Genomic DNA, 25,265 nt, shown 5'->3' with positions numbered 1-25,265 from the left:
ATGAAATTAGGTGTGTTTACGGTTCTGTTTTCACAAAAATCATTTACAGACATGCTTGACTATGTGAAAGAAGCAGGCGTACAAGCCGTAGAAATTGGAACGGGTAACTATCCAGGAAACGCTCACTGTCCGCTTGATGAACTACTTCAGAGTGAAGAGAAACGATCACAGTACCTTCATGAAGTAGAGAAGCGTGGTTTGACGATCTCAGCCTTCAGTTGTCACGGTAATCCGTTATCTCCAGACGAGGCTTTTGCAAAAGAGTCACATGAAACTTTTGTAAAAACTGTTGAACTGGCTGAGTTAATGAACGTACCGGTGGTAAACTGTTTCTCTGGTGTACCTGGTGACTCTGAGAATGCAAAATATCCTAACTGGCCAGTTTCCCCATGGCCGAACGAGTACAGTGATGTGTTAAAGTGGCAATGGGAAGAGAAGTTGATTCCATATTGGCGCACGTGGGGTCAATTTGCAAAAGAACATGGAGTGAAGATTGGGTTAGAGCTTCACGGTGGTTTCTTAGTGCATACTCCATATACGTTACTTAAGCTGCGTGAAGAAACATGTGACGCGATCGGTGCGAACCTTGATCCATCCCATCTTTGGTGGCAAGGCATCGATCCTGTGGCAGCGATCAAGATTCTTGGAAAAGCTGGAGCGATCCACCACTTCCATGCAAAAGACACATACTTAGACCAAGATAATATTAACATGTACGGATTAACGGATATGCAGCCATATGGCGCTGTTCAAAACCGCGCATGGAGCTTCCGTTCAGTAGGCTGTGGTCACTCTGTTCAAGATTGGTCCGATATGATGAGTGCACTTCGTACGTATGGATATGACTATGTAGTAAGCATTGAGCATGAAGATCCAATTATGTCGATCGATGAAGGATTCAACCGCGCGGTGAAGAACCTCCAGTCGATCCTCATCGCCGAGCAGCCAGCGGAGATGTGGTGGGTCTAGGGGTCTGACCCCACACAAATACAAATTCACTAAATTTGTATTTGTGGAGTGGACACTCCGTAGCATTACATTCTAGTCTCATCGTTTTGAGAAAACCTGTATCCCTTTTAATGGGATACAGGTTTTCTGTTTTATTGAATTAAATATTTAACCTCATCAATAAAAAAAGATTTGACAGTTCATCCCAATATCACATATAATTTCAAAAACATATGACGAAGAAAACGAAGAAGAGGATTAGTAGATTGAATCTGTCTTTTTAGAGAGGGAGCTGTAGCGCTGGAAGGCTCCTACTGACAAACGATTGAACCTGCCTCTGAGTTCTGTATCTTATTTCAGTTATTACAGTTATAAGATAATCAGCGGTTAAATACCGTTATCATGAAAGAGTGTAAAGCTATGCTTTGAATTAGGGTGGTACCGCCAAGAAATTGGTCCCTAATGAAAAGTGTAGCTTTTTTTATTTTCATTTGGCGAGGAGTGCAACCAATGACAAAAGAATTTGTAAAGAATGTAACGAGTATGCAAGACGATTTTGCTCAATGGTATACAGATGTAGTAACAAAAGCGGAACTTATTGATTATTCAAGTGTTCGGGGATCTATGATCTTAAGACCATACGGCTACGCAATTTGGGAAAACATTCAACAAGAACTTGATAAGCAAATCAAAGCGACAGGTCATGAGAATGTATATATGCCGCTTTTTATTCCAGAAAGTCTGCTTCAAAAAGAGAAAGACCATATTGAAGGATTCGCTCCTGAAGTAGCATGGGTCACACATGGAGGAGAAGAAAAGCTGACAGAACGCCTTTGTGTTCGTCCGACATCAGAAGTTCTTTTTGCAGAACACTTTAAAAACATCATCCATTCACATCGCGATCTTCCAAAGCTTTATAACCAGTGGTCGAACGTTGTGAGATGGGAAAAGACCACTAGACCTTTTCTGCGTACTCTTGAGTTCCTCTGGCAGGAAGGACATACTTGCCATGAAACAGATGAAGAAGCTCATGATGAAACCGTAAGAATGCTTAATGTGTATGCTGATCTCTGTGAGGAATTCCTTGCAATACCGGTCGTGAAGGGTCAGAAAACAGAAAAAGAAAAGTTTGCTGGAGCGAAATATACGTATACGATTGAAAGCCTAATGCATGATGGGAAAGCGTTGCAGTCTGGAACTTCTCATCATTTAGGAAATGGATTCGCCAAAGCTTTCGGTATTGAGTTTACGAACAGAGAAGGAAAACTACAGACTGTTCAGCAAACATCATGGGGCTTTACGACTCGTATTATTGGGGCGATGATCATGGTTCATGGTGATGAACGCGGGCTCGTTGTTCCTCCAAAGATAGCACCAACTCAACTCATGATCGTACCGATTGCTCAACATAAAGAGGGAGTTCTCGATTTTGCATACGATTTAAAAGAAAAGCTATCACAGACCATTCGAACGGGAATTGATGCAAGTGATAAAAAGCCAGGATGGAAATTTAATGAGTATGAGATGAAGGGAATTCCTCTCCGCCTTGAGGTAGGGCCGCGTGACATCGAACAAGATCAAGTGATATTAGTGCGAAGAGATACAGGGGAAAAAGAAACCGTACCTCTCAAAGGCTTAGAATCCTACATTCAAAATACATTAAGTCATATTCAGGATAATTTGTTTAAAAAGGCGAAGACTCATCGGGAAGATCAAACAACAACGGTTACTACATTTGATGAATTCAAAAACAAATTAAGTGAAATAGGCGGATTCATGAAAGCGATGTGGTGTGGTGATGAGGCTTGTGAAAGCTTTATAAAAGACGAAACAGGGGCAACATCAAGATGTATACCGTTTGAACAAGAAAAGCTCTCAGATAAATGTATTTGCTGTGATCAACAAGCAAAACACCTTGTGTATTGGGCAAAAGCATATTAAAGAGAAGGGGTCAGACCCGGAGTCTGACCCCTTCTCTTTTTTACAAATATAATAATTTTAACTATATTAGTAACTTTACATTACTGTACGACATACACTATAATATAATCGAGGTGATTGCATGAGCGAATTAATTTTCTCTCTAAAGACAGAACTGCGAAGAGGAACATTAACTTTAGCAGTCTTAAGCCAGCTACAAACACCGCAATACGGATATTCACTCGCACAGCGGTTAGAAGAGAACAACGTATCTATTGATCAAAGCACATTGTATCCACTTCTTCGAAGGCTTGAAAAGCAAGAGCTGCTGACGAGTGAGTGGGATACAACCGAGAACCGACCTAGAAAATATTATCTTCTGAGCGAGTTTGGTCAAGAAGTGTTCAGACAACTGAAAGAAGAATGGCAAAAAACGTCTATGCAATTAAATTCGATGTTATAAGGAGGAATTCCAAATGAATTTGATTGAAACGTATATCAGTGAAGTGACACAAAGACTTCCCGAAAAAATAAGGGATGACATCGCGATGGAGTTAAGGTCTACTATTGAAGATATGCTCCCAGATCAACCCACAGACAAGAATGTTGAAGCGGTTTTAATGAAACTAGGAGATCCTGTAAAACTCGCAGGCGAATACAATAATAAGCCTCGTTATCTCATAGGTCCTATGTTTTATGAAAGTTATATCAATGTCTTGATCGTAGCAGCAATCATTTCTGTCGTAATCAGCAGCCTTACTCTTTTTGTAAACGGTATGATCTCTTTTGAAGGTGACAAGTCTCTTTTTACTTTAATGGCTTTTATCGGTCAGCTTTGTTTGAAGATGCTCTTATCCAGCTTGACTGTTTTGTTTCAAGTTTTCTTCTGGGTAACGATTGTTTTTATCATGCTAGAACGATCAGGAGTTTCAAATGGTGATATCTATACTAGAAAAAAGAAAACATGGTCTCCATCCGATCTATATCAACTTAAAAAAGTAGTGACAAAAAGACAGATTCCAAAGGCGGAAGTTTTCTTTAGTTTATTCTGGACAGCAATTTGGGCCATAATCCTGTTTAACTCGTCTGAAATGATCGGCTGGTATGAACAAAGTGGAAAAGGATTAGAAGGACTTACGCTCAAAGCACCACTATTCAATGAAGAAGTGTTGTTCTCATATGCTCCTTTTATAGTGCTGCTTATTCTCATTGAAGTGGGGTTGGCAATCTATAAATTCTTTATTGGAAGATGGACGTATCTACTTGCTTCATTGAACTTGATCTATCATTTTATCTCGGTAGGATTACTTTGTTTTATGCTAACGGATGAAACTCTCTATAATAAGTCATTTACTGAAAAACTATATGCCACCGTCCCCGATGTACCTGCATTTTGGTTTATATCTACAATTGCAGCATTATTAGCGGTTTTTTCTATCATAGATATCATTTCGGGTTTCAACAAAGCAAATAAATCCAACACCTTAATCGATCAATGGATGAAGAACGGATAAGCAAAAAAGACTTCTATCATGAAGTCTTTTTATTTTTGAAATGGAACAATATGTTAAACTTAAATAAATAGAAAATGACTTAGGAGGAATATCGTGATTACACTCGTAAAAGCAGATTCTTCAAAAGATAAAGAAATTGCAAAGTTCATCGCAGTCCAAAACAGAATGGCATCCAAGCATTGCGGTTATTGCGGTGAAATGGAACACGAGATTCTTCATTCGCTGAAAGAAGACCTCTCAGATGTTCCTTATCAAGAATCTTTTGTGCTGGCCTATGAGAATGACTTCCTAGTGGGAGTTGTTGGATTTGATGCCGACCTTGAAAACCGGAACGCCGAAATATGGGGTCCTTTTATTAGGCATAGTGAGCACCAGCAGATTACAAAAGAGCTTTGGGATTTCCTACTCCAGCTCATACCTCAAACGATTGAAACGGTTCATTTCTTTATCTCTACAGACCATACAGACCTCAAACAGTTTCTAACTCATAACAATATGATAGACCAAAAAAGCAAACACACCATTCTATCAATCACCAAGGAAGCAATAACAACCACCATTTCAGTAAAGAACATAAAAGAACTGACAGAAAAAAATAAGAATGATTTCAAGAATTTGCATGATACACATTTTCCTTTGACGTATTACAATTCACAACAGATCATTGAACGATTGAACGAGTTTCATAAAGTATTTGTATATCAAATTGAGGATGAAGTGATGGGTTATATTTATGTAGAGATCCAGCCACAGTTTGGTGAAGGCTCAATTGAGTTCTTCGCTGTAGATGAAATGCATAGAGAAAAAGGAATCGGTGTGCAGCTTTTAACGTATGCTGTCACATGGATGCTCTGCAATCCGCATTTGAAGCATATTGATCTGTGCGTCAACAATGAAAATAAGCTAGCACTCCATCTTTATAAAAAAATAGGTTTTGCTATTCAAAGAGAACTATTCCATATAACTAAGCATCTTTCTGTAGAGACATTGTCTAGAAAATAGTACTATTTTGATTTGGCCTCTATGAAAAATATTTTTTCCGTATAAAATAGATAGAGTGATTATGAATCTATTTAAGGGGAGAATGTTTTATGAAAAATACTTGGAAAGCATATCGCTCGCCGATCATATTGCTGCTCGCGATTATTGCAGGAAGTATAATCGGTTCTACGATGGGAAAGGACGCTGCAGTCCTTAAACCGTTCGGCGATCTGTTTTTAAACGTTATGTTCATGATTGTTGTTCCACTCGTGTTCTTTTCAATCTCATCGAGTGTAGCAAGTATGGCTGGAACAAAGCGTTTCGGTAAAATTATCAGCTCTATGATGATCGTCTTTTTATTCACTGGAACGGTTGCAGCTATTATTAGTATGACTGGTATAAAGATCTTTCCGCCCTCAGAGGGTGTAAAGATTGATCTAGTGAAACCTGATTCAACGGGTGAAGAAGTATCGATTGGTGATCAGCTAGTAAGTACAGTTACAGTACCTGATTTTGTCGATCTATTAAGTCGTGCCAATATGTTAGCACTAATCCTTTTTTCTGTGTTGTTAGGTCTTGCAACTTCAAAAGTAGGAGAAAAAGCAAAGCCGCTCGCGAACTTCCTTTCAGCGGGAAGTGAGGTTACCCTTCAGATGGTGAAATATGTGATGTATTATGCACCGATTGGTCTAGGAGCCTATTTTGCTGCACTTGTTGGTGAATTTGGACCAACATTGCTCGGTTCCTATTTTAAAGCAGTCTTATTCTACTATCCGTTCTCTATTATTTATTTCTTCGGCTTCTTTACGCTTTACGCGTTTATGGCTCATGGAAAGCTTGGTATTCGTGTATTTTGGAAAAACATGCTTTCCCCATCTGTTACGAGTCTTGCAACGTGCAGTTCTGCTGCGAGTATTCCCGTTAACCTAGAAGCTACTAAGAAAATGGGGGTACCTTACGATATTAGTGAAACGACGATTCCTCTTGGTGCAACACTGCATAAAGACGGATCTGTTATTGGTGGGGTATTGAAGATCACGTTCCTTTTTGGAATTTTTGGAATGGATTTCTCTGGCATCAACACGTATCTGTTAGTTGGTGGAGTAGCACTTTTAGTGGGTATGGTAATGGGAGCGATCCCTCAAGGTGGACTGATCGCGGAAATGCTGATTCTATCACTGTTCGGTTTTCCTCCAGAAGCACTGCCGATCATCGCTGCGATCTCTGCCATTATTGATCCACCAGCGACACTGCTGAACGCGACAGGTGATAATGTCGCAAGTATGATGACGGCACGTTTAGTCGAAGGTAAGAACTGGCTCTTGAAAAAGACAGGTTCGTTAACAGAACAAAAAGGCGCATGATCTAATTACATCTCTAACTCATCCTATGTTGAGTTAGAGATTTTTTTATGGGGAAAATGGGAAGTTCTCTATCCTCAAATCATTGTGAAAAAAGCAGATCTTCGTGGCGCAAATTTACGAGGTGCTCTTCTCATAGCGGCAGACTTAAAAAACGCGGACTTAAGAAAATCAGATTTAATAGGGGCGGATTTACGTGATGCTGATTTAAGTGGTACAGACTTAAGAGGGAGTATCTTTTTAACACAAGCTCAAGTAAATTCGGCTAAAGGAAATGCTGATACAACACTCCCTGGTAGGTTAACTCATCCCAATCACTGGCAAAGAGTAAAACAAAACAAAGAAGCCTTCCGTTAACTAATAACGGAAGGCTTAACTGTGACTAAAAGATTAAGTTTAATACGAAATAAGATAGAGCTGCTAAAGTTGCGGAGATCGGAAGTGTGATGAACCAAGTGATGACCATTGTCTTAGCAGTTCCCCACTTAACACCTTTCAAACGGTGAGACGCACCAACCCCTAGGATAGAAGAAGTGATAACGTGCGTTGTACTTACTGGTATACCTAAGAAAGATGCTCCAAAGATAACAGAAGCTCCCGTTAAATCAGCAGATACCCCGTTAACAGGGCGGATTTTCATGATCTTTCCGCCAACCGTCTTGATGATTTTCCAGCCACCTACAGATGTACCAAGACCCATTGCAAGTGCACAGGAAATCTGTACCCAAAGCTGAATATCAGTGCTTTCCGTGTAGCCGTTCGCGATTAATGCCATCGTGATGATACCCATCGCTTTTTGCGCATCATTCGTACCGTGGGAATAAGCTTGAAGCGCGGCAGTAGCTACTTGTACTTTACGAAAACCGTTATTCGTTTTCGTTAGATTCGTATTCTTAAATACCATCTTAATAACGTTATAAAATATAAAACCTACGATAAATGCTAGGATTGGAGAAAGAAGCAAACCATAAATAATTTTTAGAAAACCAGAATAGTGAAGTGCTTCAAAACCAGCAGCAGCAATCGCAGCACCAGCGATTGAACCGATGATCGCATGTGAAGATGAACTTGGAATACCGTAATACCAAGTAATTAAGTTCCAAGCGATGGCCGCTACAAGTGCAGCTAGAATAACAACTGACCCGTTAGGAAGTGTAAATGGGTCTACAATATCTTTTGTGATCGTTTTTGCAACACCAGTGAATGTCATGGCTCCGACAAAGTTCATGACAGCAGCTAGAATAATTGCTCTTCTTGGTGTTAAAGCTTTAGTAGAAACAGATGTTGCAATCGCGTTCGCTGTATCATGAAAGCCATTGATAAAATCAAAAGCAAGCGCACAAACTACAACTAGAATGGTAATGAGTAATACTGTATCCATAGCAGCTACCCGTTACGCGTTTTTCATGATGATAGATTCTAAAGTATTTGCAACGTTCTGGCAGCAGTCGGCAATGCCTTCAAGCACTTCATACATCTCTTTATACTTAATAACTTTGATCGGATCTGTTTGAGTAGCGAACAATTCGCGTTGTGCTTCACGGTAAAGATCGTCACATTTTGATTCGTAATCTTTAATCCTGATTGCATGTTCACGCATATCAAGAAGTTTTTTCTCTGATAACAAATTAACAGTAAGCAGGATTTCTTCCGCACTTAACTTAATGTATTCTACAAATTTAACCATGTATTGATCTGGTTTTGTAATTGCGTAAATGTCAAACAAAGCAGAAGATTGCTCGATACCATCTAGGATATCATCCATGCTCATAGCAAGTGATAAGATATCTTCTCTTTCAATAGGTGTAATAAATACTTTGTTCAGTTCCATGATAACGGTATGAACATAAGAATCACCTTTTGATTCAAGTTCTTTTAAATGGTCTGCGAATTCACGAAGATCATTTTCGTTATTAATCTTAAAATCGTGGAAATAACCAGCAGAATCTTTTAAGTTGCTAGCAATATCCGTTAGCATGACCATGAACTTGTCCTTTTTCTTTGTAAACATAGTACCCTCCAAAAGAAATGTCTTTTATCCTTTTTCTTTTACGTTTTTATAGTGGTCATTTTTTTCTATTTTTTAACCACCCAACACATTATACAAAAAAATAAGAGTTTTTGTCGAAAAAGAATGAATTGTAATCAATAATTTACAAAAGTTTTACTAAGTTAAGCTTTCTTTTAACGTTCAACTAACATGGAATTAACAAATGTTTAGAAATGAAATAAAAACTTTACATTCTTTTCTTTCACCATTCCCTAAACGAACTATTTGGAATCCATGGGCAGTGAAAGCCCATAGAAAAACATTTGAAAGATATCTGATGCGAGTTTTTTTCCGTTCTCGCCTGTAATCATCGAGATGAGCATATTGTTATTAAAAAGCCGGATGTATACCATGATGGACTCCATAGAAAGGTTAGGATTGATCTCACCATTGTTTTGAGCATCCTTAATCAGGTCAACTAGTAACGGAATGCTATACTTCGTTTGAAAGTCAGCTAGAAATATTTTTAAATCTTCATCGTTTACCATCATCTCTTCTATAACTTCAGGATGAATGTTTAGTATGTTATTCGTTTTATGAAGAATGCTTGAGGTTATTTTTTCTTTAAAAGAAAGATCCTTATGAAAGAGCTCTTTATGAAAATCGTATTCATCAGCAACGAACTCTTTAATTACTTCCCTAAACAAGGCTTCCTTGCTTCCAAAATGATTATAGATGGTAACTTGAGATACCCCAGCGTGTCTCGCTAGATCTTCTATTTTTATTTCTTTGATGCCTTGTTTTTGAAACAGGGAGAAAGCAGCTTTCTTAATGTCTTTTTTCTTTTGTTCCTTTCGTCGTTCATATCCGTTCAAAACTCTTCACCTCTTTACTAGGATAAAACATATTTTGAAAAATAACAAATAACATATTTCAAAAAGTATTGCTTAGTGTGAAGAAAAGACTTATGATTATTTTGAAATATACATTATTAAATATTTCAAAAAGGTGGGTGTGAGGATGATTCAGGTAAAGGGACTCTCAAAGCGGTTTACGAAAGAAAAAGGATTGTTCGATCTGAATTTCGAAGTAAAAAGAGGCGAGGTGTTTGGATATATTGGTCCGAATGGAGCAGGTAAATCAACAACCATTCGTCATTTAATGGGTTTTATGAAACCAGATAGTGGCTATTCTTCAATCGATGGAATGGACTGCTGGAAAAACGCTGCACGTATTCAAGAAAAAACAGGATACTTGCCAGGTGAGATTGTCTTTCTAGAAGGAATGACAGGCCTTGGCTTCTTGTCCCTCGTTCAAAAGATGCGAAAGCAAGAGAGTATAAAACGCAGAGACGAATTAATAGAACGTTTTCAATTAGACATAAACTCACCAATAAGAAAGATGTCTAAAGGAATGAAACAGAAAGTGGGGATCATCGCTGCGTTTATGCATGCTCCTCAAGTCCTTATCTTAGACGAACCTACATCTGGGCTAGACCCACTCATGCAACGCGTCTTCATCGATCTAATCTTGGAAGAAAAACAAAATAACAAAACGATACTCATGTCATCACACAGTTTTCAAGAGATCGAACGAACGTGTGATTCGGCTGGAATCATAAAAGATGGAAAGTTAGTGGCGTTAGAAGATATGCATCTGTTAAGAAGAGTACAACGGCGTATATTTGAAGTGAAAGTGAAGTCTGAGGATGATATGAATCACATCCTTCAATCATCGCTCGTTACAGAAGTAAAAGGTGATAGAACCATTCATGTTACGGTACAAGGTAACGATCAGGAATTCGTACAGTTGTTAAGCCGCTGTGAGGTTCAGCATATCGATACACGGCCACAGGATTTAGAAGATATATTCATGCATTATTATGACAGAAGGGAAGTGGAGAGATGAGCTTGCCTTTATATCTTACGATGATGAAAAGTCACGGAAAGATGTTAGGGGGATTCATTTACGGTGCTGCAGCTTATATTGTACTGATCATTTGGATATATCCCTCTATTGCTGATATGAAAGGATTTAACGAAATGATCGCTGCATTGCCAAAAGGTATGCGGAAGCTGATCGGTATGGAGAATGGCATAAATTCCTTGTCAGATTATATAGCGGGTGAATTTTATGGCATGTTGTTTCTGATCATATTGATGGTTTATGTCATTTTGACTTCGACTCGAGTGATGGCACGGCTTGTCGACCAAGGATCTATGGCTTACTTGCTTGCCACACCTAATTCAAGAGTAAAGGTTGCCATTACACAAGCAGCAGTCTTGCTTACCGGGCTGGCATTAATCGTAGGTTTTACAACACTAAGTGGTATTGCAGCAAGCGAGTGGCTGATCGATGGCTACCAATTAGACGTTGCTTCTTTTATTACATTGAATCTACTCACTTTCCTTGTATTCGCGTCGATTGCTGGTTATTGCTTCTTCATCTCCTCTGTAAATAATGATGAGAAGAAAGCGCTCGGGATCTCTTCAGGAATTACGCTTTTATTTTATATGTTGAACATGGCCGGAAAGTTAAGTGAGAAAACAGAATGGATGTTAAACTTTTCGATCTTTAAATGGTATGATCCGGTCAAGGTGATTAATAACGAGACGGAGGCGCTCTGGATCGGATGTGCACTAGGCATTTTAACTTTCTTCTTATTTATGCTTAGTGTGGTTGTGTTCAAGAAAAGAAATCTTCCGTTATAAATATTCTAAATCGTTAGGTTAACATGTATAATATAAATAATAATGAGTCACCAAAATGTAAATTTCACATACAATGTTAGTGCTAGGAACCGAATATTGGATAGTTTTCAGGCTGCTGTCGTAAAAGACGGCAGCATTTCTGCTTTTTAAGGGTACTTGAGGATGATAGTTATTATCAAATACGCAGGAGGGGAAGTCCATTGGAACTCTCTGCACGTACACAACTGTTGATGGCAACAACGTCTGGTATCTTCATACTAACCGCTTGGATGATGGAAAAATATTCAGATTCTCCTTATTATGTTCTCTTTTATTTGTTAGCTTTTATTGTAGGAGGCTATGCAAAAGCAGTCGAAGGCATTCAGGAAAGCATAAAAGACCGACAATTGAATGTTGAACTTCTTATGATGTTTGCCGCAATCGGATCTGCAGCGATCGGCTATTGGGGAGAGGGAGCTGTATTGATCCTAATTTTTGCTTATTCTGGCGCTCTAGAAATGTATACCTTACAAAAAAGCGATAAAGAGATCAAAGCATTACTATCTTTACAGCCGGAAGAAGCATGGCTTTTGTTAGAGGATGAGGAACTGAGAGTAGAGGCTTCTTCTTTAGAACCTGGTAATCTAATAAGAGTTAAACCAGGAGAGCGGGTACCTGCAGATGGTGTAATTGTAAAAGGAAACTCCTTTATTAATGAATCTGCATTAACCGGTGAGCCTCTCGCTCGAGAAGTCCATACGTCATCAGAAGTATTAGCAGGAACGTTGAACCAATCTGGATTGTTAGAGATTTCTGTTACAAAACATATGAAAGACTCAGTATTTCAAAGAATGATAGATCTCGTGAATAACGCACAGAATGATGCACCACCTGTTCAAAGAAAAATAGAAGAGTTTGAAACAAAATATGTTCTTTTTGTGTTGCTGGCTGCCGCATTAACCTTTTTAGTGCCTAGTTCGATTGGGGTTTGGAGTTATTCAGAATCTTTATACCGTGCTTGTGTTTTGCTTGTTGTGGCTTCTCCTTGTGCACTTGTAGCCTCGACCATGCCAGCACTGTTAGCTTCGTTATCTAACGCAGCTAAGAACGGAATCCTATTCAAAAGCGGGGTCTTTTTAGAGAAACTGAGTTTAGTAAACGTTATCGCTTTTGACAAAACCGGTACTTTAACAAAAGGCCGCCCAACTGTGAAACACGCTGAATTTCTCCAGACTTCTTGGGACAAAGAAAAGTTGATCTCAATTATCTATGAAATTGAAAAAAATAGCATACATCCACTTGCAAAGGCGATTAATGAACACCTTAAAGTACGACCAGAAAAAACGCCTATAGAACTGGCTGCGTTTGAAGATGTACCAGGAAAAGGTGTGAAAGCTGATATTCAAAGTACCATTTGGAAAATAGGGAGTCGCGAGTGGACGGACATAACTGAAAAACAAGAGTTTGAGCTTCTGGTGAATCTAGGTGATGAAGCAAAAGATACAGGACATACGGTTGTATATGTAACCGCTAACGATCAACTCGCAGCTTATTTTCTTTTAGGAGATACAGTGAGGGAAGAAACCGTTAAGGCGATAAAAGATTTACAATCAAAACAAATCTTAACGATCATGCTAACGGGTGACTCTAAGCGCGGAGCAGAGATGATCGGAAGAATCGCAAAGGTTGATGAAATTGGTTATTCATGTTTGCCTGAAGATAAGGTGAACACCGTGAAAAAATGGAGAGAAAAAGATGCAGTTGTAGCGATGATTGGAGATGGAGTGAACGATGCGCCAGCACTCGCTATAGCAGATGTAGGTGTTGCGATGGGTATGGGAAGCGATGCTGCCATCGAGACCGCAGATGTTGTACTCGTAAAAAATGATCTGAGTAAACTGCTCTATGCGATGCAGCTGTCTGAACGGCTTTCAAAGATCATTAAACAAAATATCATCTTTTCAATAAGTGTAATACTTCTCTTATTATGTGCGAACTACTTACAGTTTCTCACTTTGCCATTTGGCGTGATCGGACATGAGGGAAGTACCATATTAGTGATTTTAAATGGGTTGCGTTTATTAAAATAGCCAAAAAAAAGCCGGACGCAACGTCTCGGCTTTTTATATTTCTTACGATTAAATTGAACGATTGTTTACATCACTTTGCTTTTTCTCATAAGAAGAATCTGTACCTGTTTTTTGTTGTGTATCTGTTGAAGAAAGTGTACGTGGCGTTACAACCGCTTTAGTTTGCGTGTTAGCGTTTGTTTGATAATTATCATTTTCAGCTTCTTGTTTTGCTTCATCAATTGCAGCTTTTGTTTCACCTTTTACCTCACTCGCCGTATTCTTTGCTTCTTGTAGCTTTTGACGAGCAGATAGAGAAAGGTTTCCGGATTTTTCTTTTATAGATGCAACAGTATCTTTAGCATCCATCGTCCCAAGTTTCGCTTTTAACATGGTTTCATCTTTCATCTGCTGAGTGCGTTCTTTTAATTTAATAGATGAATCGCGAAGATCGTTTCGAAATTCATTTCCGTTTTTAGGTGCGTATAACAGAGCTGCTGCAGCTCCTACAAGACCTCCCACTACTAATCCAGTAGCAAATCCAGAGGCATTACTTTTCTTGCTAACGTTAGTATCAGCAATATCTCGTGTTTGGAAATCGGAATGTGTAAAAACCGGTTCAGCAGTAGTCGTTGGTGTATTTGTATAGTTAGGCATAGTATTAAATCCTCCTTTTAGTCTGTATAAAACCCTACCCGGAACGTATAAATGGTAAACATGAAGTATAAAAAGGTGAACTGAGATGTAGGATATAAGAGAAATAAGAGGAAAGAGTATGACAACTCATAGGAGCTATTTTTGAGCAATAGAAAAAGCCGGGCAACGAGCACCCGGCCGATTTCTATTTATTTTATTAACTTTTTAATTCTGGAAGCATACGAACTTCTTCATTCATTGCAGATTTGCAAATGGGGCATTGCGGTTCTTTTTGCAAAGAATAGTCAGCGCGCATCCAGCAAGAGCATCCATCACTCGTACATGCCCAAACCTTCGTTTCTACGTCTGGAATCGGCTCTGCAGGTTGTTTTGAAAAAAAAGCCATAGATATCCCCCTTTTCTGTTCTACTTATAGTATACGCCTAAAAGAGGAAAAATATGTATCAATTTGATTACATATTTAAAATAAGTTCATATTGAGCAGAGATATCCCTTGCCCAACGTGCATGAATCTCTTTGATTTCTTTAGGAGATTGTATCGTGATGTTTGTTTTTAATGTCCATAAATACTCAGCGGCTCTATCAACATAAGTTGCCAAAATATCTCCGGATAAACGATATAGACCATTCTCTTTCGTTCTTATAAATTGACGTAAAAAAGGATGGGACTCACAATAGTTCAAACCTTCTTGTGAAATTTCTGCATCTAGTCTAACGTAGTTTCTTGGTGAGATTTGAGATGCCCAATTATGAATGGTCACGTTAGTAAAGTCTTTCACTTCTATCGGTTCATAGTTAATCACAGCGTGTTTAATATCTGATAGTTTAAAAATATGATAATCCATAAGTGAATAACAATATGCGGGACAATGCCATTCACCATTTTCGCTAAAAAGGCCGATCAGTTGAATGTTGCTATACAATTCTTGTTCTTTCATCGTATAAAGAATCGTAACAATCTTTTGCTTGATTGAAGCTTCAAGGATGATTGGTGCGATTTGATTCTTCGTAGGCATCGGAAGCTGAACAAAAAGCCGCTTTTGAATCTGAGTCCAATTATCCTTAGCATCTTCTGGCATGAATTGTTGGAGTTTATTTACTATAGATCTACTTTGCGTTTGAAATGGAAAGCTCGTTTGAGTGAATGTCTGTAAACTAAAAAGAATAGAGGAAGCTTCCATTTCAGTAAAACCGATAGGAGGCAGGATCCGGTCATTTTCGATTCGATATCCGCCGTGTGGTCCGAATTCAGAAACGATGGGAAGACCCATCTCAATTAGATTCAATAAATCTCGCTGAATCGTTCTAGTAGATACTCCGAATTCATCGGCTAATTCCTTTAAGGTAAAATGCTTTTTTGAGTTTATGGAAAGCAGTAGCCGTTCCAGTCTTTTTATCTTTGACATGTTAGACCCCTAATTGACATATTCATATATTAAAACTTTTGTGCTAGTCTTTGTATGTTATATCGTACAAATAAGATAAAATGTTAGGGTTTATTCAAATAAAGTAAGGATAAATTTAAAAACACGTTATCCTATAGGATAACGTGTTGATTTCGTAGTATGAAAGGTAGGAAAACTAATCTGCGGTCATTGTTATAAGCAGTTTTTAGTATTAGTTCTTTACTATTGAAGAAAGGTGTTCAATACATTGAACCATATCCGCAAGCTGTTTATCAGAGAGCTGTGACATGTACTTGATCAGTACACCGTTTCTTTTTTCTTGAATTGCATGAAACGCTACTAAACCGGTTTCATTTAATTGAACGTATACAATTCTTCGATCGAGGTCAGACCGATAACGATCTACAAGTCCTCTTTTAACAAGTCGGTCGATGATAACGGTAGTAGCACTAGCACGTACTTTCATAGCGTCAGCAATCTCAGAAACCGTCCATTTTTCACGTGATGATAAAGTCTTTAATATTTGGAATTGAGTAGAAGTTATCTCTTCTTCTTCCCAAATCTCAGGCTTTATCACGTCCATGATCTCATTAAACGCTTTCTCTATACGCTCTACTTCCATTAATACACTTCTACTATCTGTCACCACTTTCACGGTACTGCCTCCTTAGCTTACATTACTCCTATTTTAATATAAATTTCCGATAAGTTCCATTAAATAGTAGTATAAAGTATCTAGTTTTCAATGTGTATCTCTGTGCTAGTATTTAAACTATTGAAATATAGGTTTAATTTAGAAATAAAAATATATTTTTCTGATAATAGAGGAATTCTCTTATCATTATCTAATAAAAAATAGAGAGATAAAGGGGGATGTGCAATATGGCACGAATTGCTTGGATTACAGATAGTACAAGCTGCATCACACAGGAAGAAGCGAAAGAACTTGGCATTCATATTATTCCTGTATCTGTCATAATGGAAGATAAAATTTATAAAGACGGTATAGATATTACTCCGGATGAATTTTATGCAAAACTTGAAAATGTTTCTGAGCTCCCAAAAACGAGCCAGCCAACAGTCGGAGAGTTCTCTGACTTTTATGAAGTTCTAAAACATAACTATGATTGTGGAATTGCCATTCATGTTTCTGAAAAGTTCAGCGGCACGATCAACGGTTCTAGACTTGGTGCGGAGATGGCAGATTTCCCTGTACATATTGTGGATTCAAAAATTTTATCTGAATCCATGAAACAACTATTGTTAAAAGGGAAGAAGCTTGAAGAAGAGGGCTTAGAAGCCGAAGATATAGCTGCGATGCTTCGTGAAACGGCAGATCATGTAAAAGGATATGTATGCATCGGAAGTCTTGAACAGTTAAGAAAAGGTGGCAGGTTATCTGGCGCAAGCTTCCTTGTTGGAAATCTTCTTCAGATTAAACCGATACTTACCTTTGACAATGGTTCACTCGTACCATTTGAAAAGATCAGGACATTAAAAAAAGCAGAATCCCGCGTTCTTGCTTTGTTTGAAGAAGCTGCACAGAATAAAGGTGCATACAGTGTAAGCGTCGTATACAGCGGCTCCTCAGAGAAAGCGGAGGATTGGCTTCATCTCTTAAAAGAGAAGTACCCTCATATTACATTCAACCTAGGGCAGCTGAGTCCTGCGATCGGCGTCCACGTAGGCGCTGGCACCCTCGGCCTCCTCTGGTTCGAAGAATAGGGGTCTGACCCCACACAATTACAAACAGCCAGAATGTCCATTTGAGATGGACATTCTGGCTGTTTTCCTTTCAATCATCTATGCTAGTTTCTGTTTCTTACGCTTTCTTTCGAACGGCAAAGACGATCAAAATACCCCATAGAATAAGAAGAGGCAACAAAGCTGACTTTTCTGCAAACAAATCTAGTGAAATAAATTCGTTCAGAATTGTTCTTAAGTTCGTTATGATGATTAAGCCCCCGGCCAAGACTCCTAATAGCGCTGGTTTAAGCTTTTGTACGAGCCATGCTGCAAAAGGAGCGGCTATAATCCCACCTAACATCATCGCAACTACGACCTGCCAAAGCATGGTCTCCCAACCGATAAACAAAAAGAAACCGATAGAAGCTGATAATGAAACAGCAAATTCACTGAAGTTTACTGAGCCGATCGCTTTACTGGGTGTAAGGTTTTTCTGTGTGAGCAGAATAGGAGTTGTTATAGGCCCCCATCCTCCGCCGCCTGTTGCATCCATAAACCCTGCGATGAGTCCTAATGGCTGATACATTCTTCTCTTAGCTGTGCTTTCTGTAGAATCAGTTTCTATATTCACGTTCACTTTTATCAGTAAAAAGCGGAACAAAACATAAAAGCCAAGCCCTAATAAAAATAAGGAGATGTATGGTTTTATAGAAGTCGAAGGAATATAACTTAAAAAAGCAGCACCTAAGAATGCTCCGATTGCCCCTGGAATGACAAGCTTTTTCACTGTTTTTATATCAACGTTTCCGAATTTAAGATGCGAATAGCCTGAGACAGCAGATGTAACAACTTCAGATAGATGAACAGAAGCCGAAGCCAAAGCCGGTGAGAAACCAGCAACTAACAAAAGAGTCGTAGAAGTAACGCCATATGCCATGCCAAGGGAGCCGTCAATAAGCTGAGCCATGAGGCCGATCAGAGCTAGCATTACAATTTTTTTCATAGAAGGTCCTCCAACAATAGAGATTCTATAGATTATGTGGACAAAATGAGAATGGTTAGGACAAATGTTTATGGTTTTAAAATTTTTCTCTGTAATTTCATACAAAAAGAACTGAAATAATTGTTTTTTTCCTCATTTTTAGATACTCTAATAGACAGTGTTGCAAGTAGAGGTTAATCGCCTTTATTTTGTGGAATAATACAAAATAGACATAAATACATAAATTGGAGTGATATGTACAATGGAGATCGGTTTAATAGGCCTTGGAAAAATGGGCTACAATATGGCACTGAACATGAATGATAAAGGAAATACGGTTTTCGCTACAGATGTTAACAAAGACACTGTAAAAGAGATCTCAGCAGAAGGTGTTAAAGGTGTTGACTCGATCGAAGAACTTGCTAATTCTTTCACAGGAAGAAAAGCGGTTATTCTTCTAGTTCCAGCTGGAGAGATTGTTGACCAAGTAATCGAACAATTAAAGCCGCATTTAACAGAAGGCGATATTATCGTTGACGCTGGTAACTCCATGTACAAGCACACTCTTCGCCGCTATGAAGAACTAAAAGCAGCTGGCATCCATCTAGTAGATGTTGGTACGAGTGGAGGAACTGATGGAGCACGTTACGGTCTTTGTGCCATGATGGGTGGAGATGACGATGCGGTTAATTACCTCGCTCCTCTATACGAAAAAATCTGTGTTGAAAAAGGATTTATGATTACAGGCCGTGCAGGTTCTGGTCATTTCTTGAAGATGGTTCATAACGGAATTGAGTACGGTATGATGCAAGCAATCGGAGAAGGATTTGAAATTCTTGATAAAAGTGATTTCGATTACGACTATGAAGCAGTTTCTAGAGTATGGAATAACGGATCAGTTATCCGTAGCTGGCTGATCGAACTTATGGAGAACGCATTCAGCAAACAGCCAAAACTTGAAGACATCCGCGGAGTGATGAATTCTTCAGGTGAAGGAATCTGGACAGTTGAAGCTGCTCTTGACTACCAAGCATCTGCTCCAGTTATCGCATTATCACAATTCATGCGTTTCCGTTCATTAGAAGACGACACGTTCCACGGTAAAGTCGTTGCAGCTCTTCGTAACGAATTTGGTGGCCATGCAGTCGTGAAAAAATAATAAAATGCCTTAATAAAGACCTCATTGCTTATACGTTTAAGCAGAGGTCTTTCATTAATTTTTGGACAGTCAACATATACTAGTGATGAAGAGACGAGAATAGGAGTTTTGATCATGGAAGAAAAGTTTGTTCGTGAATCCCGGACGGTTAAATCCTCTGTAGTACTACCACCTGACACAAATAATCATGGTACGTTATTTGGGGGGAAATTGATGGCGTACATCGATGATGTTGCTGCTATTTCAGCAATTCGGCACGCGCGAAAGAATGTAGTTACGGCTTCAACAGATTCGGTTGACTTTTTACAGCCTATTAAAGAAGGACATTCTGTGTGTTTAGAATCATTCGTAACATGGACGAAAACAACCTCAATGGAAGTCTTCGTAAAAGTGATCTCCGAAAATTTATTGTCTGGAGAACGAAAAGTTTGCGCTGTTTCCTTTCTAACATTCGTAGCGTTAGATGAAGATGGGAAACCCACCCCAGTGCCCAAAGTTATACCTGAAACAGAGGAAGAAAAATGGCTGCATGAGTATGCACCTGAACGAGCGATCGCGAGGAAAAAACGCAGAGAAGAAAGCAAAAAATTGGCCAAAGAGTTCGGAGTAAAAAAACCTTGGGATCCCATGTGAGCATAAAGATATATTTTTAACATTTTGCAGTTCATAAGATTCGCATTTTGAAAATAAGATGCTATAATTAAGTTACCTTTTTCCAGCCAGGGATACAGAACCCTGGCATTATACTGTTAATTGTTAAAGCCCCTGATCTTTTTCTCGAAGAAAACGATCAGGGGCTTTTTTGTGTGCAATAAAGTATGTAAGAGACCGCAGGCCGGTTAGAGACAGTTTAGGTAGAACACCACCAATATGGATATCGTTCCATTTTATTACATAACGAAAGCGTGTTGTGCAAATGCTAAGAAAAGTTTGGTAAAAAGGTGGATGGTTATGCGAAATAGAAGAAAACGTCCAATCATTAGAACTCATAAAAAGTTAACGGATATGTTAGCAGATAAAAAGCATGATGATCCTTCTTCTCTTCGATCTAAAACCATTTCTATGGAAACCTCTAAAAGACAAGAAACGGCAGAAAAGGTTGTCGGAGAACTTAGTCCCATTCTCCATGTCATGGTGGATCGCGTAAAGACACTCTTAGGTGACCCCATGGATTTAATCGTTCGTGAATTTGAATTCGAGTTAGAACAAAAGGTTACGGCAACCTTATTATTCTTAGAAGAAATGAACGATCCTCAAATTTTAAATGAGTTTATTCTATCACCCTTGATGTCACTGTCATCTCATAAACAATCTTCTCCAGTATCCGTGGACCATGCATTACATTACATCAAACAAAATGCATTAGCACTAGGAAGAGTTTTGGATGTCGAAACAGAAGATGAACTAGTGGAAGCTCTTCTGGCAGGGTTCAGTGTTCTTTTAGTTGAAGGGAATACGAAAGGTCTAAAACTAGGAACGACCGGTGGAAAAGTTAGAGGGATAGAAGAGCCTTCGTCAGAAGTTGTGATCCGTGGTCCTAAGGATTCTTTCACAGAGTCGATTAAAACGAATATCTCATTGATCAGACGCCGGGTAAGGTCCAAAGATATTAGAATCGAAAAATTTAAAATAGGAGAGGTCACACATACCGATGTTGCGATCGTTTATTTAGGGAATATCGCAAATCCGTTATTGATCAAAGAAATAAAAGAAAGAATAGAAGAAGTGAAGACAGATGGCCTGCTAGAATCTGGTCAACTTGAAGAGTTCATCCAGGATGAGACTGTTACTGTGTTTCCTCAATTTTTGAACACAGAACGACCAGATGTGGTGATTGGAAATCTTCTAGAAGGTCGAGTGGGCATTATTATTAACGGAACACCATTTGTACTAATCGCCCCTGCACAATTCATACAATTCTTTCAATCATCAGAAGACTATTATATGAGATATGACATCAGTACATTTCTGCGCTTATTGAGATTTTCAGTTTTTATAATTTCTTTGATCGCACCATCAATCTATATTGCACTCACTACTTTTCATCAAGCCATGATACCTACAACTTTATTGTTTGGTATAGCTGCTCAGCGAGAAGGTGTTCCGTTTCCTGCGATTGCAGAAGCGTTAGTAATGGAGATTACTTTTGAAATATTACGTGAAGCAGGCATTAGGATGCCACGTGCCGTGGGTGTCGCTGTCTCAATTGTAGGAGCTCTTGTTTTGGGACAGGCAGCTGTTCAAGCAGGACTTGTTTCTCCTGCCATGGTTATCGTTGTAGGAATTACAGCTGTAGCCAGCTTTGCGATTCCATCTTTCGCAGTTGCTACATCCGCTCGATTATTGCGGTTTCCTTTAATGTTGATCTCATCTGTTTTTGGTTTTTATGGTCTTACACTTGCATTAATTGTGATCATCGCACATTTATCAAGCTTAAGATCTTTTGGTTATCCTTATTTGAGTCCTTTTGCTCCTATACAGACACAAGATTTAAAAGATAGTTTGTTTCGATTTCCGATTACCAAATTGTTTAAAAGACCAGAGAAGCTTTCGAAAAAAAACCAAACACGTACACAACCTTATTCGGTTAAGAAGAAACGCGAGGAGGAAACAACACGTTGAAACTGTTTAAAAGTTGTCTTCCTCTCTCACTGTGTCTTCTATTTTTAACAGGCTGCTGGGATCAAAATGAGTTGGATGAGCTTTCAATCGTAATGGGAATAGGAATTAACTTAGATAAAAAAGGAAATCTGATTGTAACCTACCAAGTGGACAATCCAACCGAAGTGGCACCAGGAATAACTGGGGCAGGAGGAGGAAAACAACCTGTATTTACCGTCTATGAGACAACAGGTAGAAACTTGATGGAAGCGACGAGAAAAGCAAGTAAACAAACATCAAGACGTTTATTTTTTGCGCATGCGAGGATGCTTGTCTTTAGTGAAAAAATAGCAAAAGATAGTATCTATCAAGCCGTCGATATGATTTCACGAGACCCAGAAGTTCGTTCGACCATTCAGGTTGTGGTAGCGAGAGATACGACACCATCCAAATTATTAAGAACGTTTACGGCCATCGATAAAGTTACTTCTGATGAAGTGGCTACAATTTTGAAGATTTCAGAGAAAAATTGGGGAGAAAACATGCAGCAAGATATAAATGAAGTGCTTCAATCTATTATTGATGAAGGCGGCGAACCGATTATCAATGGCATCAAGATAACCGGTGACAAAAAGTTGGCAGTGACGGCACAAAATTATGAAGTAGGCGATCCTGCTAGAGTTCAATTATCAGGTATGGGAGTATTCAGAGATGGCAAGCTGCAGGGTTGGTTGGATGGCCCTAAGGCGAGAGGTGTTCTGTGGATAAAGGGAAAGCTTGTTAGTTCAGCGATCACAGTACCTTGTATGCGTAAGGACAACGGATATTCTATCGAAATTGTTCGTTCAAACACTGAACTGTCAGCAGATACAAAGCGGGATATACCGACTATAACGCTTGATGTGTTTCCAGAAGCGAATATTGCAGAAGCAAACTGTGCTGTGAACTTAGAAAAATCTTCTGAAATCGATAATATCGAAAGTAGATTAAACCGAGTCATTGAAAAAGAAATTCAAAAGACGATTACAGCTTCACAAGGTTTTAACAGTGATGTTCTTGGATTTGGAGAATTATTGTATCGCGAGAATCCAAGAAAATGGCGCAATGATTATAAAAAGAACTACAAAGAAATCTTTCCGAGACTAAAAGTGAAAGTGAACGTCGATTCTCGCATTAGAAGATCAGGTATTCGAACTTCACCATTCTTATTTGAAGAAAAGAAAAAGAAAGAGGCTCCATAATGAAGACCATCAAGATCGATATCCAACAATACTTTATTATCATCGTTTTATTTGAACTTGGAAGTGCGATCCTTGTTGGTCTTGGAATGGATGCCGGCAGAGATGCGTGGATCGCGATACTATTAGGGATGGTTTCTGGCATGGTTCTTTTTCTAGGATATTTTTATCTGTATAAACAGTTTCCTGAACAATCTTTAACACAATATCTACAGATCTTGTTCGGGAAATCTATAGGAAAGCTATTTGGTTTTTTATATCTCATGTATTTCATTTACTTAGCTGCTCGTGTTTTACGTGACTTTGGAAGCCTTCTGCTATCCGCTGTTTTTGTCCAAACACCTATTATTGTCGTAAATGCGCTAATGATTGCTACGATTGTTTATGTACTAAAATTAGGTTTTGAAGTTCTGGTGAGAACAGGGGAGATCATATTTACATTAGTCGTTTTACTAGGAATCACTCTAGCTGTACTCGTTTTATCAGCAGACTTGATGAAATACAATTATCTTCTCCCCGTCTTAGGTCAAGGATTTTTACCAGTCTTGAAAGCAGCATTCCCCGTAACTCCGACTTTCCCTTTTGGAGAGATGGTGGTCTTTACGATGCTGTTTCCTTATTTGAAAACATCAAAGAAAAGTAAAGTACTCACCGTTGGGTTATTTGCCATAATGCTGAGTGGTCTGATCTTAAGTGTAACGGTCGCGATGGACATTGCGATTTTAGGTGGGCATGTTGCTACTCATGTCTACTTCCCATTGCTTGCTGCCGTTGCGAAGATTAACTTAGGAGAATTTATTCAAAGGCTGGATGCACTAGTGGTGTTCACCCTAATTATTGGAGGGTTCTTCAAGATCTCTGTATTATTTTATGTGGCTGTTAAAGCAACACAAGACATCTTCGGCGTAAAAGAAGAAAAAATGCTGATAGGCCCGATCGGTATTGTCTTGATTCTGTCATCCATTGTTATAGCAGCAAATTATGTGGAGCATATCACAGAGGGCTTAAGTATTGTTCCACATTTTATCCATATTCCGTTTCAAGTTGTTTTACCGAGTCTGTTCATTATTGTATTCTTATTAAGAAGAAAGAAACTTAAGTCTTTTGCTTCTTCTCCATCCACATCGACAGAATAAATGTCAGGATAGGTAAAAGGATTAAAATAATGACTAAGAAATATTCGACTTTATCAACATAGTGAAAGAAAGACATAAACGATTTTTTTATAACCGTTGCTGGCGCTATTCCTAAGAACCAATCGATGATAATGAGTAAAGAGAACATGGAAAATAGCAGAATCATATAAATAGTAACAGGATTTTTCATTGGTGTTCACCTCCTGTTTTAGTTTTTGCACGATTGACTTCCTTATCCATAAGTTGAACCTGAGGTGATGTGTTTTGTGTGGGCGATACATGCTTTATTATGAAAAAGATGTGATCATTGATGCATTTAACTTAGTAAATGAATTTGATTATGACCAGCGCTTCAACATTGCTCCTAGTCAGAAAGTTCTTTCTGTGATAAAAGCTAGCACAGGAAATAGAGCTGGATATATGAAATGGGGACTTGTTCCAAGTTGGGCGAAGGATCCGCAAATAGGAAATAAATTAATGAATGCCAGAAGTGAGACCGTTTCTGAAAAGCCTAGCTTTAAAGACTCTTTTCTTCAAAAAAGATGCTTGATTCCTGCGAGCGGCTTCTACGAATGGATTTTAGAGGACGGCAGCGCTAAAAAGCAGCCTTTGCAATTTACATTAAAAGATAAAAAGCTGTTTGCATTTGCAGGCATTTGGTCAAGGTGGCAAGGTGAAATCAACGGACAGCAAGAAGAAAGAATAACCTGTTCTATTCTAACGAAAGCGTCCAACTCTTCTATGGAAAAATATCATCACCGTATGCCAGTGATGCTAGAGCCAGATGTTGGAGAAAGATGGCTGGACCGTTCAGCAGGAAAGGACAAGCTTCTTTCAATACTCCAAGAAAACAACCCTGAATTATTTGTTGAGCAAGTCACGCTAGATTTAAACGTTCATAGATGAAACTGTCTTTTCTTTTGCTGA

General features: G+C 38.7%; 25 protein-coding genes, 1 pseudogene and 1 other annotated feature. Of the genes and pseudogenes, 17 read left to right on the top strand and 9 right to left on the bottom strand.

The features are described from left to right. The 7 genes and pseudogenes from H9648_RS04585 to H9648_RS04555 all read left to right on the top strand — a co-directional run. The gene (locus H9648_RS04585) at positions 1-969 is read left to right on the top strand and encodes a sugar phosphate isomerase/epimerase family protein (protein WP_144701413.1); all 969 of its coding nucleotides are present in this window, start codon (positions 1-3) and stop codon (positions 967-969) included. A 218-nt stretch (positions 970-1,187) separates the two neighbouring features. Continuing rightward, positions 1,188-1,412: a binding site (T-box leader), on the top strand. A gap of 37 nt (positions 1,413-1,449) precedes the next feature. Further along, positions 1,450-2,889 (top strand): proline--tRNA ligase, encoded by a 1,440-nt coding sequence (gene proS / locus H9648_RS04580; RefSeq protein WP_404825644.1) that lies wholly within the window; start codon positions 1,450-1,452, stop codon positions 2,887-2,889. Positions 2,890-3,010: 121 nt separating this feature from the next. Then, the gene (locus H9648_RS04575; protein WP_191752745.1) at positions 3,011-3,331 is read left to right on the top strand and encodes a PadR family transcriptional regulator; all 321 of its coding nucleotides are present in this window, start codon (positions 3,011-3,013) and stop codon (positions 3,329-3,331) included. Between the two features lie 13 nt (positions 3,332-3,344). Further along, a complete protein-coding gene (locus H9648_RS04570) occupies positions 3,345-4,382 on the top strand; it encodes an HAAS signaling domain-containing protein (protein WP_191752744.1) in 1,038 nt (345 codons plus the stop codon). A 93-nt stretch (positions 4,383-4,475) separates the two neighbouring features. Beyond that, the gene (locus H9648_RS20965) at positions 4,476-5,384 is read left to right on the top strand and encodes a GNAT family N-acetyltransferase (protein WP_191752743.1); all 909 of its coding nucleotides are present in this window, start codon (positions 4,476-4,478) and stop codon (positions 5,382-5,384) included. An 89-nt stretch (positions 5,385-5,473) separates the two neighbouring features. Beyond that, on the top strand, positions 5,474-6,727 hold the full coding sequence (locus tag H9648_RS04560; RefSeq protein ID WP_191752742.1) for a dicarboxylate/amino acid:cation symporter: 1,254 nt from the start codon (positions 5,474-5,476) through the stop codon (positions 6,725-6,727). A gap of 84 nt (positions 6,728-6,811) precedes the next feature. Next, positions 6,812-7,081: pseudogene (locus H9648_RS04555) on the top strand (pentapeptide repeat-containing protein); the annotation flags it as partial. Between the two features lie 25 nt (positions 7,082-7,106). Here H9648_RS04555 and H9648_RS04550 read toward each other — a convergent pair. The 3 genes from H9648_RS04550 to H9648_RS04540 form a co-directional block, all read right to left on the bottom strand. After that, complete coding sequence (locus H9648_RS04550) at positions 7,107-8,105, bottom strand: inorganic phosphate transporter (protein ID WP_191752741.1); 999 nt, start codon at positions 8,103-8,105, stop codon at positions 7,107-7,109. 12 nt (positions 8,106-8,117) lie between these two features. Then, entirely contained in the window at positions 8,118-8,735 is a 618-nt protein-coding gene (locus H9648_RS04545) for a DUF47 domain-containing protein (protein ID WP_191752740.1), read from the bottom strand. 260 nt (positions 8,736-8,995) lie between these two features. After that, positions 8,996-9,589, bottom strand: a complete 594-nt coding sequence (locus tag H9648_RS04540) for a TetR/AcrR family transcriptional regulator (RefSeq protein ID WP_191752739.1) — start codon at positions 9,587-9,589, stop codon at positions 8,996-8,998. A gap of 145 nt (positions 9,590-9,734) precedes the next feature. Between H9648_RS04540 and H9648_RS04535 the strand changes: the two genes are divergently transcribed. The 3 genes from H9648_RS04535 to H9648_RS04525 all read left to right on the top strand — a co-directional run bounded on the left by H9648_RS04535 (position 9,735) and on the right by H9648_RS04525 (position 13,494). After that, complete coding sequence (locus H9648_RS04535) at positions 9,735-10,622, top strand: ABC transporter ATP-binding protein (protein ID WP_191752738.1); 888 nt, start codon at positions 9,735-9,737, stop codon at positions 10,620-10,622. Next, complete coding sequence (locus H9648_RS04530; RefSeq protein ID WP_191752737.1) at positions 10,619-11,425, top strand: ABC transporter permease subunit; 807 nt, start codon at positions 10,619-10,621, stop codon at positions 11,423-11,425. Before H9648_RS04535 ends, H9648_RS04530 begins: the two co-directional genes overlap by 4 nt. Before the next feature lie 200 nt (positions 11,426-11,625). Continuing rightward, entirely contained in the window at positions 11,626-13,494 is a 1,869-nt protein-coding gene (locus H9648_RS04525) for a heavy metal translocating P-type ATPase (RefSeq protein ID WP_225218736.1), read from the top strand. 48 nt (positions 13,495-13,542) lie between these two features. Here the strand turns inward: H9648_RS04525 and H9648_RS04520 are convergent, their stop codons facing one another. The 4 genes from H9648_RS04520 to H9648_RS04505 all read right to left on the bottom strand — a co-directional run bounded on the left by H9648_RS04520 (position 13,543) and on the right by H9648_RS04505 (position 16,191). Then, positions 13,543-14,130: a YtxH domain-containing protein gene (locus tag H9648_RS04520; RefSeq protein WP_191752736.1), complete on the bottom strand. Its 588-nt coding sequence runs from the start codon at positions 14,128-14,130 to the stop codon at positions 13,543-13,545. 196 nt (positions 14,131-14,326) lie between these two features. Further along, positions 14,327-14,515 (bottom strand): cold-shock protein, encoded by a 189-nt coding sequence (locus H9648_RS04515; protein ID WP_066392730.1) that lies wholly within the window; start codon positions 14,513-14,515, stop codon positions 14,327-14,329. A 67-nt stretch (positions 14,516-14,582) separates the two neighbouring features. Further along, positions 14,583-15,536: a helix-turn-helix transcriptional regulator gene (locus tag H9648_RS04510; protein WP_191752735.1), complete on the bottom strand. Its 954-nt coding sequence runs from the start codon at positions 15,534-15,536 to the stop codon at positions 14,583-14,585. A 211-nt stretch (positions 15,537-15,747) separates the two neighbouring features. Beyond that, positions 15,748-16,191: a MarR family winged helix-turn-helix transcriptional regulator gene (locus tag H9648_RS04505; protein ID WP_191752734.1), complete on the bottom strand. Its 444-nt coding sequence runs from the start codon at positions 16,189-16,191 to the stop codon at positions 15,748-15,750. Positions 16,192-16,418: 227 nt separating this feature from the next. On the opposite strand from H9648_RS04505, the gene H9648_RS04500 reads away from it, so the two are divergent. Next, the gene (locus H9648_RS04500) at positions 16,419-17,261 is read left to right on the top strand and encodes a DegV family protein (protein WP_191752733.1); all 843 of its coding nucleotides are present in this window, start codon (positions 16,419-16,421) and stop codon (positions 17,259-17,261) included. Positions 17,262-17,358: 97 nt separating this feature from the next. On the opposite strand, the gene H9648_RS04495 is transcribed toward H9648_RS04500, so the two are convergent. After that, a complete protein-coding gene (locus H9648_RS04495; RefSeq protein WP_191752732.1) occupies positions 17,359-18,225 on the bottom strand; it encodes a sulfite exporter TauE/SafE family protein in 867 nt (288 codons plus the stop codon). Between the two features lie 241 nt (positions 18,226-18,466). Here H9648_RS04495 and gnd point away from each other — a divergent pair, with 241 nt between their 5' ends. The 5 genes from gnd to H9648_RS04470 all read left to right on the top strand — a co-directional run bounded on the left by gnd (position 18,467) and on the right by H9648_RS04470 (position 24,338). Further along, a complete protein-coding gene (gene gnd / locus H9648_RS04490) occupies positions 18,467-19,363 on the top strand; it encodes a phosphogluconate dehydrogenase (NAD(+)-dependent, decarboxylating) (protein WP_191752731.1) in 897 nt (298 codons plus the stop codon). A gap of 114 nt (positions 19,364-19,477) precedes the next feature. Then, positions 19,478-19,996: an acyl-CoA thioesterase gene (locus H9648_RS04485; protein WP_191752730.1), complete on the top strand. Its 519-nt coding sequence runs from the start codon at positions 19,478-19,480 to the stop codon at positions 19,994-19,996. Positions 19,997-20,314: 318 nt separating this feature from the next. Beyond that, positions 20,315-21,985: a spore germination protein gene (locus tag H9648_RS04480; RefSeq protein ID WP_225218735.1), complete on the top strand. Its 1,671-nt coding sequence runs from the start codon at positions 20,315-20,317 to the stop codon at positions 21,983-21,985. Beyond that, on the top strand, positions 21,982-23,205 hold the full coding sequence (locus tag H9648_RS04475; protein ID WP_191752729.1) for a Ger(x)C family spore germination protein: 1,224 nt from the start codon (positions 21,982-21,984) through the stop codon (positions 23,203-23,205). Before H9648_RS04480 ends, H9648_RS04475 begins: the two co-directional genes overlap by 4 nt. Further along, positions 23,205-24,338, top strand: coding sequence for a GerAB/ArcD/ProY family transporter (locus H9648_RS04470; RefSeq protein WP_191752728.1), 1,134 nt, complete (start codon positions 23,205-23,207; stop codon positions 24,336-24,338). Before H9648_RS04475 ends, H9648_RS04470 begins: the two co-directional genes overlap by 1 nt. Here H9648_RS04470 and H9648_RS04465 read toward each other — a convergent pair. After that, complete coding sequence (locus tag H9648_RS04465) at positions 24,298-24,528, bottom strand: YczF family membrane protein (protein WP_191752727.1); 231 nt, start codon at positions 24,526-24,528, stop codon at positions 24,298-24,300. The genes H9648_RS04470 and H9648_RS04465 overlap by 41 nt on opposite strands. A 74-nt stretch (positions 24,529-24,602) precedes the next feature. Between H9648_RS04465 and H9648_RS04460 the strand changes: the two genes are divergently transcribed. After that, positions 24,603-25,244, top strand: a complete 642-nt coding sequence (locus tag H9648_RS04460; protein WP_263600082.1) for an SOS response-associated peptidase — start codon at positions 24,603-24,605, stop codon at positions 25,242-25,244. Positions 25,245-25,265: the final 21 nt, after the last annotated feature.

Source organism: Fictibacillus norfolkensis, from assembly GCF_014836645.1.
Taxonomy (GTDB): domain Bacteria; phylum Bacillota; class Bacilli; order Bacillales; family Fictibacillaceae; genus Fictibacillus; species Fictibacillus norfolkensis.
This window is presented reverse-complemented; position numbering and strand designations above follow the sequence as displayed.